This window comes from Halonotius terrestris (genome assembly GCF_006861665.1).
GTDB lineage: Archaea > Halobacteriota > Halobacteria > Halobacteriales > Haloferacaceae > Halonotius > Halonotius terrestris.
The window spans coordinates 392,492-405,877 of record NZ_RKLU01000003.1 but is presented as its reverse complement, the minus strand read 5'-3'; the positions used below and the strand labels follow the sequence as shown (position 1 = coordinate 405,877).

The window sequence follows — 13,386 nt, the reverse complement described above, 5'->3', positions numbered from 1 at the left end:
GCTGCCTGCCTCTTTTTAGGTCTTCCTAAAAGGTGTGTCGGTGTCGGCTCAGTCGTCGGCTCCGTGCGTTTCCCCGCCGCTGCCGTCGGTTCGGGTTTCGGCCGCCGCGGGCGATTCCGGTGGGACCGCCGTGGGCTCGCCGGATATGTCCTCGCCCCGTCGGGCCGCCGTCGACGGCGAAATCCCGAGGACGGCGACCGCCCCGCCACCGCCGACGAGCGTGACCGCGTTCTTCAGGGCGTGATCGACGACCGCTGCGGCCAGCGCGGTGCTCGCGCCGATCGGCGTCAACGCGACGACCAACGCGGTGAAGGCGGCTTCGTAGAGCCCGACGCCACCCTGCGAGAGCGGCAATACCTTGGCGAGGTTGCCAACGCTGACGGCGAGGGTGCCGACCGCGAGCAGCGGGCCGGCTGCCAGCCCGCTGTCGAGCGCGGCCAGCACGAGTACCGCGGTGGCGACATCCAGCGACCAGATCAGGAGGCTGCCGCCGCCGATCGTCGCCATCGCTCGTGGGTTGCGGGCGACGACGGCGATGTCGGTCGCAAACGAGAGGCCAGCCTCGACCGGTTTTTGGAGTCGGGGGCGACGTTCGACGAGTCCCCGAAATCGCCCGCCGAGTCCCCGATCTGATCGCGCGACAGCAACCGTCAGCAGGCCGACCGCGAGCGTCGCCGCGCCCATGCCGCCAGCCGCCAGCAGGGCCGTTCGGGCGTCGCCCGCGTCGGCGACGGCCGCCAGCGTTCCCGTCTCACCGCCAGCGACGAGCCAGACGGTCGCCACGCCGCCGAGCACCGCGATCGACGCCAGATCGAAGCCGCGTTCGACCGCCAGCGAGGCGAAGCCGGCCGGATACGGGACGTTCCGCCGAGCCTTCAGCACGTAGGCGCGGACCGCGTCGCCGCCGCGCGCCGGCACGACGAGGTTCGCCGTCTGGCTGAGGAAGACAGCGAGAGTGAGAAACGTCGTTCCCGCCGGATGGCCGGTCGTCGCCAACACGTCGCCGTACCGCCGCCCGCGCAGCGGCCACGAGGCGGCATAGACGCCGACGGCTGCCGCCAGCAGCCACGGATCGGCACGCAGCATTTCGCTGACGACGCGGCTGAGGTCGACCTCTCGGAACGCGAACAGCAGGCCAGCGACGACGAGGACGGTCCCGCCGATCGTGAGTCGGCGGCGGGTCAGCAGGGCTCGCGGGCCGTTTGCGTCGTCGTCGGCCCACGGACTGCCGTGGTCGCCATCGCCGGCATCGGTCATACACGGCCGTTCGTAGCGAGATATTTAAGCCCACCTAAAACACGGCAGGAGGGCGCGGATTTCGGCTCGGAGTGATGCAATCAGCGGAAATCAGCCCGCGATCAGCGGAGTTCGTCGAGCAGCTCTCGGGTTGATTGCCGGACGGCTTCGTCGCTGCTCAGGCTCGGCTCCCAGCCGAGGGCAGCGAGTTTCTCGATCGAGAGCCGCATTTTCGGCACGTCGCCAGTCCAGCCGCGGTCGCCGCCGGTGTACTCGTAGTCGGGATCGAGGTCCATCTCGTCGGCGACGATGGCGGCGATACGATCGACGGAAGTTGTCGTCCGCGTCCCGAGGTTGTAGGTGTTCATCGCGTCGTCAGCGGTGGCAACGATGTGCAGCATGGCGTCGACGCAGTCGGTGATGTGCAGATAGGACTTCTCCTGTCGGCCGTTGCCGAGGATCGTAAGCGACTCGGGATCCTCGATGAGTTTTTCGATGAAATCAGGGATGACCGCGCCGCGGAGGCCCGGTCCCACGACGTTCGCAAACCGGAAGTTCCAGACCGTGAGGTCGTGGCTGTGGGCTCGTGCCGAGAGCAGGCCTTCGTCGGCGAGTTTGCTCGCGCCGTAGGCACTGATCGGTTCGAGCGGGGCGAAGTCCTCAGGGGTCGGTCGCGGAGCCTCGCCGTAGACCGTTGACGACGACGTGTAGGCGATCTTCGTCACGTCAGCGTCGGCCATCGCCTCCAAGAGGTTCAGCGTCATCTGCGTGTTGTCCTCGAACTGGCCGTGCGGGCGGTCGGTATCGACGAGTTTCGAGGCGGCGAGGTGGAAGACGAGGTCGACGCCGTCGAGGACGCCGTCGAGCGCGTCGGGGTCGGTGAGGTCGGCTTCAACGAAGTCGGCGTCGTCCGCGATACGGTCGCGGGAGCCAGACGAGAGGTTGTCAACGACGGTCACCGTCGCGCCGTCGGCGAGCAGGCGGTCGACGAGGTGCGAGCCGACGAAGCCGGCTCCACCCGTGACGAGGACGTGCTGGGTCGAGAGATCCATACGCCCACGACTCGCTATCGGATACGAAAACGTTCCGTTCGGGACTCAGCCCGTTCGCCTCGTGTCGGTCGGCGCGAAATCGATCACGCCGTCCAACTCGATCGGGAGCCGCCCCTTCGCGTAGCCCGTCGCCGTCCCGTCGGGGCGGAGCCGAAAGACGACCGCCGGCCGGTGGCCGATATCGGGCTGTTCGGAAACGATCGTTGCCCAGTCGTCATCGGGGAACGACGAGCAGTCGACCAACAGAATGACGCCGCCGGCGTGCTCGTCGAGTTGGCCGTCAGTCTTCGTTTTGACCGTATCGCGGATCGCCGTCAGCGGCGAGTTCGCCGCCCGGCGGTCCGGCGGCAGCGGGCGGGTCACCTCGACGAGGACGCCACCGGATCCGTCGCTGTCGGGTGGATCAGCGCGGAAGTCGATGGAGTGGCCGGTCGTCACCTCGATTTCGGGGGTGATCTCGTAGCCGGCGTCGACCAACAGTTTGGCGACATTGAACTCGCCCATCGCGGCGGTCATCCGCGTCAGATCGAGCTTTTCGGAGGTGCCGAGCTTGCCGGCCATCTCCTCGCGGTAGTCGTCGAGGGCACCGGTACTGAGGACGTCCTCGTAGTGCTGGAGGGCCTCCTCGGCGGTCGCATCCGCGAAGCCGGCGGCGTGATCGCTGAAAAACGAGCGGGTCGTCTCCCGNCCGTCCTTCGAGAGGAANACNGGGAGGAAGAACCACGCGACGTGGTCGTAGTCGGTAAGCCACGGTGACTCCATCCGGAGTTGGGCCAGCAGTTCACGTTCGGCCCACCGTGAGACAGGATAGGGCACTTCGTCGAACCCGTATTTCTCGGTGCGCCAGAGGCTACTCGGCGTTTCGGTGTTGCCGAGCCAGTAGCCGCCCGGCCCGCCGTCGACGCCGTCGGGCCCTTCGTCGCCGTCGGTCCACACGAACAGCGCGGTGTCGCCGTTGTCCATTCCGAAGCGGGCGGCCTCGTACCCGTTGGGTGGACGGTACCACGGCTCATCCATCGTCGCGCCGAGGTTGGCGTCCAGCGGTTCGAACACCTCCGAGCGAAGCCGACCGGGCGACCAGGTGCCGGGAGCATACCGGAAGCGAAGCGGTCGTGCCACACCCGAAGGTCTCTGGGGGGATAGTTACGTGTTCTGCCTGCTGACGACGCGGTTCGACTGTCTGCGACGGCCACGACGACCACCCGGCCGCCGTCGGTGATGAACAACCGTTACCTATTTATTCGGCACCGACCAAGGTATGGTATACCATGTCATTAGGAGACTACGATGAGGCGGAGCACGAGCGACGCGAGCGGAAGACCTCGACGGTCGATGCCGACTTCGAGCAGGAGCGGCCCGAGTACGAGGGGTCGGTGAGCTACGACACCGGCGAGTCGGCCGACGACCTCCTCGAACAGTTCGAACAGTTGCAGGACGAGTAGTGGCTGTCGCTGTCGATCACTTTCTGTTTCTCACATCGGACCGGCGTACCTACAGTCGAGAGTCGCTACCACATTCAGTCGTCGGCTGGTGCCACCGAGGCACGGGTATCGGCTCGCGTTAGCCAGATCGACAGCGCGGAGACGACGGTGACGGCGACGACGTGGCCGCTGACAGCAACGAGGAGGAACGGCTGGTCCAGCAGGAACGGGACGAGGACCAACTGCGTCACGGCGAAGCCGACGTTTTCCAGATCGAGCCGGATGAACCGCCGGGCAGTCGACGGCTCCGAGGGGAACTTGATCGCCCGCCACAGCGAGACGACCGCGACCCACCACGAGGTGCCGATCCGGTAACAGAGGTCCCACGAGACCAACAGCACGAGGTAGACGACGACGATCGGTGGCTCCGGTCCGAACAGCGACGCGATCAGCGGCGTCCCCGGCGTTTGGGCGTCGAAGACGAACAGGTGGGTGACGAGGGCGATAAACGCCAGCACCGAGAGGACGACCTCGATGCTGGAGCCGAACAGCAGCCGGTAGTAGGCCTCCGGAATCTCCGCCGCGCGGTTTTTCGTTCCGAGTCGGTGCATGGCGACGCTGCCGACGGCGGCGACGAAGACCGCCGCGGTGCCGGCTAAAGCGGCCGACCAGAGGTCATAGAGCCACGCGAACAGGACGATGCCGACCTGAAAGACCCCGAACTGGATGGCGACAGCGTGGGTGTTCGACAGCTCCAAGCCGGGCAGCGCGCCGACGATGCTCTCGTAGACCCACGTTTCGCCGTAGTTGTCGGTCATTGCTCATTGCCCCCGGAGCAGCCGCCCGATCCGGCCTTTGGTCGTCGCTGGCGACGTTGGTTCGCCTTGGAGGGCCTCGGCGACGGCGGCCTCGAAGGACAGCCGATCCCGTGGGATGAGGTCCTGAATCCGGGTGTCGGTGACGACGACGGAGTTCTTCACGCCGTCGATCAGCGGCCGGGCGACCGCCGGATCGACGTCGGTGACGAAGCGGATCCACCACGAGGAGAGCCGCGGCGTCAACACCGGCACGGGGATGATGCGGAGCTTACTGCCGAGGTGGCGGCGCGTCGTTTTCAGGATCTCTGCGTAGGTCAACACCTCCGGGCCGCCGATCTCGTAGGTCTCGCCTGCGGTTTCGGGTCGCTCAAGCACGCCGACGAGGTAGCCGATCACGTCCCGGATGGCGATGGGCTGGCACTCCGTGTGGACCCACTTCGGCGTGATCATCACCGGCAGCCGGCCGGCGAGTTGGCGGATGAGTTGGAAACTGATCGAGCCCGAACCGATGATGATCGCCGCCCGGAGGACGGTGAGGTCGTAGTCACCGAGACCGAGAATCCGTTCGACCTCCCGGCGCGAGCGAAGGTGCGGCGAGAGGTCGTCGCGGTCGGTGCCGAGCCCGCCGAGGTAGATGACGCGCTCGACGCCAGCCGCGCTGGCGGCTTCCGAGAAGTTTCGGGCCGCCCGGCGGTCGCGCTCGGCGTAGTCGCCGCCCGCGCCCATCGAGTGAATCAGATAGAAGGCGGCGTCGACATCGAGAGCGTCGTCGAAGCTGCCCGGTTCGAGGACGTTGCCCTCGACAACTCGCACCGCATCCGGCCCGTCGTAGCGATCCCGGTCCCGCGTCAGTACGGTCACCTCGTGGTCGGTATCGACGAGGGCATCGACGAGGTTGCTGCCGACGAACCCGGTCGCGCCAGTGACGAGCACACGCATTGTCGGAAAGACGGTCGGGAGGCGAATAACTGTTGGCTCGATTGACTACGATTCGCGGTCGGCCGCAGCGTCGTCAATGAGTTCGTCGGCCCGCTCGCGGAGTTCACCGGTCATATGCAGGCCGTGGCTGTCGAGGCGACGAATCAGGTCTTTGGCTTCCTCGGCAGCGAGTCGTCCGGACGCGACCGCACGCACGACGATACCGACCGTTCCGGTCACTGTCGCGCCGAGCGTCCGTGCCATCGTACGGACGCGCTGGTCGTCGCTTACAACTGCGATATCGTCGTCATCGTGTGCCAGCACCCCCGCGACGAGTTCGACATCACCGTTTCTCTCCGGTTCACCGAGCATCGTCTGAGCCTGCTCGATAGCATTCTCATCGACCGCTGTCGCCGACCTGAGATCAGCCTCCTCGCGGAACCGCCGGAGTGCGGTTCGAGCCGGCTCGGTCGTGACCTCGTTGCTGATTCGCTCAAGGATAACGACCTCTCGGTCGAGGACTGTCAGCAGATCGAGCGCGTCAACCGAACCGAGTGCGATGAGTGTTGTCGCGTCGAGATAGACCGTCATAGCTCCCGGGCAGCCTCGGCGTCGGCATCGAGATCAGCTGGCGTGAGCTGTGTCGTCAGATTGCGTTCTCTGGCGACCACCAGCCAGTCGGCGAGGCTCAGCCCGGCGATCCGGGCTGCCTGATTCGCCGATACGTCGCCCGTCTGATATTGTTCGACTGCGAGGTCGAGGCGGATGTCTTCAAGCCCTTCGCGTAAGGCCTCTCGAATCACTGTACTTTTGTCCGAGTCAAGCAGTTCGGCGACGGCCTCGATCTCGTCGTTGTCGTCGTCGGGAATTCTGGCACTGACTGAGGGCATGTATACGTTCTACTACAACGTCATACATTAAAAACGTCCTGTCGGAAGTGACGCTCTGGAATACAAACTGGGCTACGTAGTTACCGATCCTCGTCGCGCCGCCGTTGTTCCCGCATGCTCTGGCGGGTGAACTGCGGGCGGGCGCGTAGCCCGGTCGGCTGTTTGAACGACCGATAGAGGAAGAACACCATCGGCACCGTTAGCGCGAGAATCGCCACCGAGATGCGCCACTGGCCCGTAAAGGAGTAAATGATCGACGCCGACAGCAGCCCGACGGCGACGATGATCGAGTAGGAAATCCGCTTTGCGAGTTTGTCGAGGACGTGGTTTTCGTCGTCGATCTGGACGTTGACCGTGAGGTTGTCGCGTTCGACCGTATCGAGGACGCGGTCGAGCTTCGGCGGCACCGTGAACAGGGCCTCCGCGGTCTCTTGGACCTGCTCGCCGGCCTCGGTGGCGACCTGTTTGATCGTCTCCTCCCGATACCCCTGTTCTGTCAGGTAGTGGGTGGCGACCGCGATGAAGTCGAAGTCCTCGTCGAGGGTCACGCAGACGCCCTCGACGACGGTCGCAACTCGGAGGATGAGCGCGAGGTTTCGCGGCAGTCGTAGGGGGAACTCGTAGATGGTCGATTCGACCTGCTCGATGATCTGGTTGACGCGGTACTGCTCGATATCCTCGCCGCGGGCGTCAGCGATAGCGAGCTCTAACACGTCGCCCATGACCTGCCGGTCGGCGGTGGGACTGAGCGTCCCCATCTCGACGAGGGTATCGAGAATCGCCGGAATATCTTGGTTGGCGACGGCGATGTAGAATTCGACGATCTTGTCTTGGATGAAGGGGTCGACCGTACCCGACATGCCGAANTCGTAGAAGACGATCGTNCCGTCGTCNTNCACNGNGAGNTTGCCNGGNTGGGGNTCNGCGTGGAAGANGCCGTCNNCGACGATCATCNGGAGATAGACGCGCTGGAGCGTCNNCGCNANCNNNGTNCGGTCGANGCCCTTCTCGTCGAGGGCCTCGATGTCGTTGATCTTCGTGCCGGGGATGTACTCCATCGTGAGCACGCGCGGCTTCGAGACCGCGTCGATGGGTTCGGGGATGTCGAGTTTCTCGTTGCCGTCGAAGTTGTCCCGAATTTCCTCTAAGATGTCGCGTTCGCGGGTGTAGTTCATCTCCTGGCGAATGGTTTTGGCGAACTCGTCGGCGAGGCTGTCCAGCGAGAACGCCCGCCCTTCATCGGTGAGCCGGACGAGCAGCGGGATCGACCACCGCAGGACCTTCAGGTCAGCTTCGACCAGCGACTCGATACCGGGGCGGCGAACCTTGACGGCGACCTGTTCGCCCTCGTATTCGGCGAGATAGACCTGCCCGAGGCTCGCGCCGCTGATCGGGTCGGTGTCGAACTCATCGAAGACCTCATCCACCGGGCCGAGTTCGTCCTCGATGACCTGTTTTGATTCCGGCCACGGCGCGGGCGGCACGTCGTCCTGCAGGCTCGACAGCACCTCGATGTAGGCCTTCGGCATGATATCGGGCCGCGTCGAGAGCAACTGTCCGAGTTTGATGAACGTCGGCCCGAGCGTCAACAGCGTGTCCAGCAGCACTGCCGCGCGCTCGCGCTGCATTTCTCTGCTGACCCGCCGAGGACGGCCGAAGATAATGAACCGCCGCTTATCGCGCAGGAAAGCGACGATGAGGGGCAAAAACCGGTAGGCGACGACGATGAATCGCCAGTAGGCACGCAGGGAAACCAGTGTGATCACCTACGCCGCAGCGTCGTCGATGGGGATCGGTTGCCCGTCGCTGTCGGTTGCTTTCGGCAGCCGGATTTCGAGGACGCCGTTGTCGATCTCGGCGGTCGCGTCCTCACTGTCGACATCCCGCGGTAGCGGGAGTTCGGCGTCGATGAACAGCGGCCGGTCCTCCCGGCGGTACTGGAACTCCGGCGGCACCGATTTCCGCCGCCGGGCGTCGATGACCAGTCGGCCGCCCTCGGCGCGAACCTCGGTGGTGTCGGCCGTCACGCCGGGCACGTCGAGGACGAGGAGGTAGGCGTCGTCGGACTCCAAGAGATCACCGAACACCGCATCCGGCAACTCCTGCAACGCGTCGCGCAGTGGTGACATACCGCCCCGTAGGGTCGGGAGGTCGAAAAACCCCGCGGTCGGGGTCGCCAGCGCGGTCTCCCTGCGGTCGACTGCGCGAGGGGGCGGCTTATGGGCCCGGCCCTGCAAGCGGACTCATGCCCACTGAGGACAGACGCCGCGCCGGGTTCAAGCAGCGAACCCGCCTCGCGGCCGCCCGCGAGCAGTTGCTGTCGGCGGTCACGCCCCACGACCGCACCGAACGCCTGCGGCTCTCGCTGGCCGACGGCCGCGTGGTGGCGACCGAACTCACCGCGCCGACCCCGGTGCCGAACTACGACCGGGCGGCGATGGACGGCTACGCGGTCCGCGCCAACGACACGGTCGGCGCGTCGAGCCGCAGCCCCGAAGTTTTGGATGCTCTCGACGCCGGCGCCGACTGCCGTCCCAACGGAGCTGTTCCCGTCCATACCGGCAGCGAAATCCCCGACGGAGCCGATGCCGTCGTAAAAATCGAGGAGACCGAAGCGGTCGGCAACGAGATCGAGGTTTTCGCAGCCGTCGCCGAAGGGACTCACGTCGGCCCAGTTGGCGAGGACGTTGCTGAGGGCCAATCGCTCTACGAGCCGGGCCACCGCCTCCGCCCCTCCGACCTCGGTCTGCTGAAATCAGTCGGCTGCTACGAGATCGAGGTCTATCAGGAGCCCACGGTCGGCGTCGTCCCGACCGGCGAGGAACTCGTCGAACACGAACCAGAGCCGGGCGAGATCATCGAAACCAACGGGCTGACCGTCTCGCAGTTGGTTGATCGTTGGGGTGGCGTAGCGACCTACCGCAACACCGTCACCGACGACACTTCCGCGCTCCGGGCGGCGATTCAGCGCGATCTGACGAAGGACGTGATCGTCACCACGGGCGGCTCCTCGGTCGGCGAGCGCGACCTCCTCCCGGAGGTCGTCGATGAACTCGGGGAGGTACTCGTCCACGGCGTGGCGATCAAACCCGGCTACCCCGTCGCACTCGGCGTCGTCCAAGAGACGCCGGTGCTCATGTTGCCCGGAAATCCAGTCGCCTGTATCGTCACCGCGATGCAGTTCCTCCGGCCCGCACTCAAGCGGGCGGGCCACATGGCCGTCGAGCCTGTGCCGACGCAGTCGGCGACGCTGGCGCGCAAACTCCCCAGCGAGCCCGGCACTCGAACGTTTGCCCGCGTCGAAACGAGCGACGCTGAATCGGGTGACGAACGCACCGCAACCCCCGTCCGCACCGGCGGCGCGGGTATTCTCTCCAGCGTTGCGCTCGCGGATGGCTGGGTCGTCGTCCCCGAAGACCGGGAGGGCTACAGCGCGGGCGAGACAGTTGATGTCGAACGCTGGGAGGTGATGCCATGACCAAGGAGTTCCGCACGCTGGCCGACCCGGAAACCGTCCGCGAAACCATCGCGGACCTCGATCTCGGCGGTGGCACCGAGCGCGTCGACCTCCGAGCAGCCCGCGGTCGCGTGCTGGCCGAGCGGATCGACGCCGAGATCGACGTGCCGGGGTTCGACCGCGCGGCGATGGACGGCTACGCCGTACAGGCCAGCGACACGGTCGGTGCGGGTGAAGCCGATCCCACGGTGCTCGACCTCGCCGGGACGGTTCACGCCGGCGAGAACCCTGATGTCTCGGTCGAACCCGGTACCTGCGTCGAGATTTCGACCGGCGCGGTCATGCCGCCCGGGGCCGACGCGGTCGTCGTCGTTGAGCGAACCGACGAGATCGATGGCGACGAAATCGGCGGCAACGACGATGACAGCGACGACACGGCCATCGAAATCCGCACGGCGGTCGCGCCGAGTGAGAACGTCATGCTCGCGGGCGCGGACATCGCCGCCGGCGCGCGTGCGATCGGGCCCGGCACGCGCCTGACGCCGCGGGAGATCGGTTTGTTGTCCGCACTCGGCGTCGACGAGGTCCCGTTCCGCACGCGCCCACGCGTCGGGATCATCTCGACGGGCGACGAACTCGTTCCGCCGGGCGAACCCCTCGACAGCGAGCGCGGCGAGATTTACGATGTCAACACCAACACGATCGCCGCAGGCGTCGAAGCAGCCGGCGGCGAAGCTGTCGTCTATCCCCACGCAGGCGACGACTTCGACGCGATGGAGGACTTGCTCCGGCAGGCGGCCGACGAGTGTGATCTCGTGCTTTCGTCGGGCTCGACCTCCGCCAGCGCGGTTGACGTGATCTATCGCGTCATCGAGGAACGCGGCGAACTCCTGCTGCACGGCGTGTCGGTCAAGCCGGGCAAACCGATGCTCGTCGGCCGGATCGATCAGCATGACGCGGACGACGATGCCGAAGCGGCAGCGACCGACGACAGCAGCGATGAGACGGCCCAATCAGCCTACATCGGACTGCCGGGCTATCCCGTTTCGGCACTGACGATTTTCCGCGTTTTCGTCGCGCCGGCGATCCGGGCGGCCGCCGGCCAGCCCGAGCCGGCGACTGCGACCGTCGACGGCGAACTGATCGCCAAACAGCGACACGACGAGGGCCGGCTTCGCCTGCTGTCGGTTGGCCTGATCGAGGACGCTGACGGCAACACGCTCGTCTATCCGGTCGATAAGGGATCGGGCGCGACGACGAGCCTCGTCGATGCCGACGGCGTCGTCGAGATCGCTCCCGACACGGACTACCTCGCGGCCGGCGAGTCGGTGACGGTGCAGCTGTTCGACCCCGACGTGCGCCCACCGAATCTGCTCGCGGTCGGCGAGGCCGACCCGGCCCTCACTGAGCTGCTGGACGCCCTCGACCGCCCGCGGTTCCTCCCGCTTGGCAGCCGCGAGGGCGCCCGCCGACTCCGCAACGGCGTGCCGGATATCGCCGTCGTCGCCGGCCCAACCGACCGCGAGGTCGAGGCGGTCGAACTCGGCGGCTGGTCGCGGGAGTGGGGGTTCGTGGTACCGGAAGGGAACCCGTACGATCTCGCTGACCTCGCTGATCTTGTTGATAACGATATCGCGTTCGTCAACCGCGATACGACCTCCGGGCTCCGCACGAGTCTCTCGAATTCGCTCGCGGCGTTGGCCGACAAGCGTGGCGTCTCACGGCACAGCCTCGTCGAATCGATCCACGGCTTCGAGGCGACGGTCAAAGGCGTCGAGAGCCCCGCCCGACGCGTTGCCGACGGTCGAGCTGACGCCGGTCTCGGTCTGCGGACGACTGCTGCGAAACTCGGGCTCGACTTCGTTTCCTTGGGCGACCAGCCGGTGCGCCTGCTCGGCAACCCCGACCGGATCGAAAAGGACGCGTTCGACACCCTCCGGGACGCGCTGGCGACGCTGCCGGAGGACTGTGCGTCGCTGGCTGGATATCGCTTCGACTAACCGTTCCCCGAGACGTGTGTACGGCTCGGTTACAGGAACCAGACGATTACGGCACCGATCACGACGAATGCGGGAATCGCCCGAGCGAATCCGGCGAGCGTGAGGGACCCGCTGATTCCGACACCGAGCACTAACAGCACGACGAGTGCAATCATTGCGATGGCCTTCGTCACGACCGATCCGCCCGATAACTGGCGTTCAGACATCTATTCGGGTTCGGGGTGGCGTCCTACATAACGGTGGCTATCCGGCTGTCTCACTCGTCCTCGGCGTTCGTTTGTTCCATCGCCTCAACCGAGAGGTCGTCGAGTTGCCCGGCGATAGCGGCGGCGTCGGCGGCGACGGCGTCGTACTCGACGCCGGCTTCGGTGGCGACCGCGCGGATGTGTGCTGCGAGCAACGAGAGGGCTTGCAGGCTCTCGTCGCTCTCGCTGTCGCCACGTGCGACGACGGTATCGACGGTGTCGTCGTCGCGGATCACGCCGAGATGGAGGGCGGTGAGGTCGTCCTCGGCGAGTAGTTCGCGGGCATGGTCGCGGTTGACCTCGAAATCGCTGGCGTCGCTCATAGCGGGTATCGATCGGCGGGCGAAAAAAGTCCAGGGGCCGTCGGTTATCCTTCGGGTCGCGGGCGAGCCACGTAGATCGAGGAGACGACCGAGAAGGGATCGTACACCGACTGGTGGCACTGACAGTAGATCAGGTCTTCCGCGCCGTAGGAGACCGAGTCGCCACCGTTGGACTTGTAGCCCGGGACACAACAGAAGTGGGTACACTTGTTCAGCCATGCCATCACGCCTTGATCGGTGCTGGCTTCCAGCCACGGATCGTTTTGGGCCGCTTCCTCGACGGTCGACGACCGGAGGACGGTCACCGGGACCGGGTTTTCTGACTCTTCGGATCGCCACGTTACCATCGCGGGTTTGCCGATCCCGTCGGAGCCGATTCCGTTGCCCCAGTCCTCGTAGTCCGCCAGATCGCTAACGTTGAGCACGTCGCCGCCCGACAGCGCGTCCTGCTGCCACGCGTACTTCGTATCGGGGTCGGATTTAAAGTAGTTATCCGACTCGTAGGTCGGGGTGACGGCGTTGTTGGACTCGATCCCGCAGTACTGGAACCACTCTTGAGAGTAGGTGACGCCGGAGCCCTTGAAGTCCTCGCTGCGGGCGATCTCGACTTCGACCCCTTGGACGGTTTCGGTGATGACCTCGGGCCAGATACCCTTGATGTCACCGTTGTCGTCGATCTCGATCGGGATCTGCGGCATCCCGTGTGGCGCGGGCCCGCCGACGTTCTCGACGACCCGTGCTTCGACCGTCCCCCCACCCGCACCGGAGGCGGTCGTCAGCGTGTTGACCGTGACCGCGCCGGTCGCGCCGACCCCGGCCAGCGCGCCGCCGCCGACGACGCCTTTGACGAACCGCCGTCGTCCGGATTCCGCGGGATACTTGTCGTCTTCGCTCATGACTGATGGTTGGTCGCGCCGGTGAAAAGCATGACGAATATCTCGGGGCCGGCACGTCGATCGATCGCCGGGGTTCGGCCCGCTGTGCGGCGTCGGCGGCGGATGAGGCCGACACGGCCGATGTGGTGAC

The 13,386-nt window shown here is 66.0% G+C and carries 15 protein-coding genes; 3 read left to right on the top strand and 12 right to left on the bottom strand.

Features of this window, described 5'->3' with window-relative positions:
• Nucleotides 1-48: 48 nt before the first annotated feature.
• From EGH24_RS08870 to EGH24_RS08860, 3 genes are all read right to left on the bottom strand, one after another.
• Nucleotides 49-1,257, bottom strand: a complete 1,209-nt coding sequence (locus EGH24_RS08870; protein WP_142979792.1) for a lysylphosphatidylglycerol synthase transmembrane domain-containing protein — start codon at nucleotides 1,255-1,257, stop codon at nucleotides 49-51.
• A 101-nt stretch (nucleotides 1,258-1,358) separates the two neighbouring features.
• Complete coding sequence (locus EGH24_RS08865) at nucleotides 1,359-2,288, bottom strand: NAD-dependent epimerase/dehydratase family protein (protein WP_142979791.1); 930 nt, start codon at nucleotides 2,286-2,288, stop codon at nucleotides 1,359-1,361.
• 45 nt (nucleotides 2,289-2,333) lie between these two features.
• Nucleotides 2,334-3,407 (bottom strand): DUF5784 family protein, encoded by a 1,074-nt coding sequence (locus EGH24_RS08860; RefSeq protein ID WP_142979790.1) that lies wholly within the window; start codon nucleotides 3,405-3,407, stop codon nucleotides 2,334-2,336.
• 149 nt (nucleotides 3,408-3,556) lie between these two features.
• On the opposite strand from EGH24_RS08860, the gene EGH24_RS15340 reads away from it, so the two are divergent.
• Nucleotides 3,557-3,730, top strand: a complete 174-nt coding sequence (locus EGH24_RS15340) for a DUF5786 family protein (RefSeq protein WP_185903285.1) — start codon at nucleotides 3,557-3,559, stop codon at nucleotides 3,728-3,730.
• 74 nt (nucleotides 3,731-3,804) lie between these two features.
• Here EGH24_RS15340 and EGH24_RS08855 read toward each other — a convergent pair whose 3' ends face one another.
• The 6 genes from EGH24_RS08855 to EGH24_RS08830 all read right to left on the bottom strand — a co-directional run bounded on the left by EGH24_RS08855 (nucleotide 3,805) and on the right by EGH24_RS08830 (nucleotide 8,464).
• On the bottom strand, nucleotides 3,805-4,527 hold the full coding sequence (locus EGH24_RS08855) for a DUF7530 family protein (protein ID WP_142979789.1): 723 nt from the start codon (nucleotides 4,525-4,527) through the stop codon (nucleotides 3,805-3,807).
• Between the two features lie 3 nt (nucleotides 4,528-4,530).
• Nucleotides 4,531-5,466, bottom strand: coding sequence for an NAD(P)H-binding protein (locus tag EGH24_RS08850; RefSeq protein WP_142979788.1), 936 nt, complete (start codon nucleotides 5,464-5,466; stop codon nucleotides 4,531-4,533).
• Nucleotides 5,467-5,511: 45 nt separating this feature from the next.
• Nucleotides 5,512-6,036: a hypothetical protein gene (locus EGH24_RS08845; protein ID WP_142979787.1), complete on the bottom strand. Its 525-nt coding sequence runs from the start codon at nucleotides 6,034-6,036 to the stop codon at nucleotides 5,512-5,514.
• Complete coding sequence (locus EGH24_RS08840) at nucleotides 6,033-6,335, bottom strand: UPF0175 family protein (RefSeq protein ID WP_142979786.1); 303 nt, start codon at nucleotides 6,333-6,335, stop codon at nucleotides 6,033-6,035. Before EGH24_RS08840 ends, EGH24_RS08845 begins: the two co-directional genes overlap by 4 nt.
• 80 nt (nucleotides 6,336-6,415) lie before the next feature.
• Nucleotides 6,416-8,101: an ABC1 kinase family protein gene (locus tag EGH24_RS08835; protein ID WP_142979785.1), complete on the bottom strand. Its 1,686-nt coding sequence runs from the start codon at nucleotides 8,099-8,101 to the stop codon at nucleotides 6,416-6,418.
• Nucleotides 8,102-8,464: an Hsp20/alpha crystallin family protein gene (locus tag EGH24_RS08830; protein ID WP_142979784.1), complete on the bottom strand. Its 363-nt coding sequence runs from the start codon at nucleotides 8,462-8,464 to the stop codon at nucleotides 8,102-8,104.
• 116 nt (nucleotides 8,465-8,580) lie between these two features.
• On the opposite strand from EGH24_RS08830, the gene EGH24_RS08825 reads away from it, so the two are divergent.
• Both EGH24_RS08825 and EGH24_RS08820 read left to right on the top strand, forming a co-directional pair.
• The gene (locus EGH24_RS08825; protein ID WP_142979783.1) at nucleotides 8,581-9,813 is read left to right on the top strand and encodes a molybdopterin molybdotransferase MoeA; all 1,233 of its coding nucleotides are present in this window, start codon (nucleotides 8,581-8,583) and stop codon (nucleotides 9,811-9,813) included.
• Nucleotides 9,810-11,792: a molybdopterin biosynthesis protein gene (locus EGH24_RS08820; protein ID WP_142979782.1), complete on the top strand. Its 1,983-nt coding sequence runs from the start codon at nucleotides 9,810-9,812 to the stop codon at nucleotides 11,790-11,792. The genes EGH24_RS08825 and EGH24_RS08820 overlap by 4 nt, the downstream gene beginning before the upstream one ends.
• Nucleotides 11,793-11,821: 29 nt before the next feature.
• Here EGH24_RS08820 and EGH24_RS15335 read toward each other — a convergent pair whose 3' ends face one another.
• Genes EGH24_RS15335 through EGH24_RS08810 form a run of 3 tightly spaced genes read right to left on the bottom strand, consistent with a single transcriptional unit; the run spans nucleotide 11,822 to nucleotide 13,256 of the window.
• Nucleotides 11,822-11,998: a hypothetical protein gene (locus tag EGH24_RS15335; RefSeq protein WP_185903284.1), complete on the bottom strand. Its 177-nt coding sequence runs from the start codon at nucleotides 11,996-11,998 to the stop codon at nucleotides 11,822-11,824.
• Nucleotides 11,999-12,048: 50 nt separating this feature from the next.
• Nucleotides 12,049-12,360: a hypothetical protein gene (locus EGH24_RS08815; RefSeq protein WP_142979781.1), complete on the bottom strand. Its 312-nt coding sequence runs from the start codon at nucleotides 12,358-12,360 to the stop codon at nucleotides 12,049-12,051.
• A 44-nt stretch (nucleotides 12,361-12,404) separates the two neighbouring features.
• Entirely contained in the window at nucleotides 12,405-13,256 is an 852-nt protein-coding gene (locus EGH24_RS08810; protein ID WP_142979780.1) for a ubiquinol-cytochrome c reductase iron-sulfur subunit, read from the bottom strand.
• Nucleotides 13,257-13,386 lie beyond the last annotated feature (130 nt).

Excerpts from the sequence above, each read along its gene's own strand:
- EGH24_RS08825 (WP_142979783.1), top strand. The coding sequence starts at position 8,581 with ATGCCCACTGAGGACAGACGCCGCGCCGGGTTCAAGCAGCGAACCCGC.
- EGH24_RS08830 (WP_142979784.1), bottom strand. The coding sequence starts at position 8,464 with ATGTCACCACTGCGCGACGCGTTGCAGGAGTTGCCGGATGCGGTGTTC.
- EGH24_RS15335 (WP_185903284.1), bottom strand. The coding sequence starts at position 11,998 with ATGTCTGAACGCCAGTTATCGGGCGGATCGGTCGTGACGAAGGCCATC.
- EGH24_RS08850 (WP_142979788.1), bottom strand. The coding sequence starts at position 5,466 with ATGCGTGTGCTCGTCACTGGCGCGACCGGGTTCGTCGGCAGCAACCTC.
- EGH24_RS08845 (WP_142979787.1), bottom strand. The coding sequence starts at position 6,036 with ATGACGGTCTATCTCGACGCGACAACACTCATCGCACTCGGTTCGGTT.
- EGH24_RS15340 (WP_185903285.1), top strand. The coding sequence starts at position 3,557 with ATGTCATTAGGAGACTACGATGAGGCGGAGCACGAGCGACGCGAGCGG.
- EGH24_RS08810 (WP_142979780.1), bottom strand. The coding sequence starts at position 13,256 with ATGAGCGAAGACGACAAGTATCCCGCGGAATCCGGACGACGGCGGTTC.
- EGH24_RS08815 (WP_142979781.1), bottom strand. The coding sequence starts at position 12,360 with ATGAGCGACGCCAGCGATTTCGAGGTCAACCGCGACCATGCCCGCGAA.
- EGH24_RS08870 (WP_142979792.1), bottom strand. The coding sequence starts at position 1,257 with ATGACCGATGCCGGCGATGGCGACCACGGCAGTCCGTGGGCCGACGAC.
- EGH24_RS08855 (WP_142979789.1), bottom strand. The coding sequence starts at position 4,527 with ATGACCGACAACTACGGCGAAACGTGGGTCTACGAGAGCATCGTCGGC.
- EGH24_RS08865 (WP_142979791.1), bottom strand. The coding sequence starts at position 2,288 with ATGGATCTCTCGACCCAGCACGTCCTCGTCACGGGTGGAGCCGGCTTC.
- EGH24_RS08820 (WP_142979782.1), top strand. The coding sequence starts at position 9,810 with ATGACCAAGGAGTTCCGCACGCTGGCCGACCCGGAAACCGTCCGCGAA.
- EGH24_RS08840 (WP_142979786.1), bottom strand. The coding sequence starts at position 6,335 with ATGCCCTCAGTCAGTGCCAGAATTCCCGACGACGACAACGACGAGATC.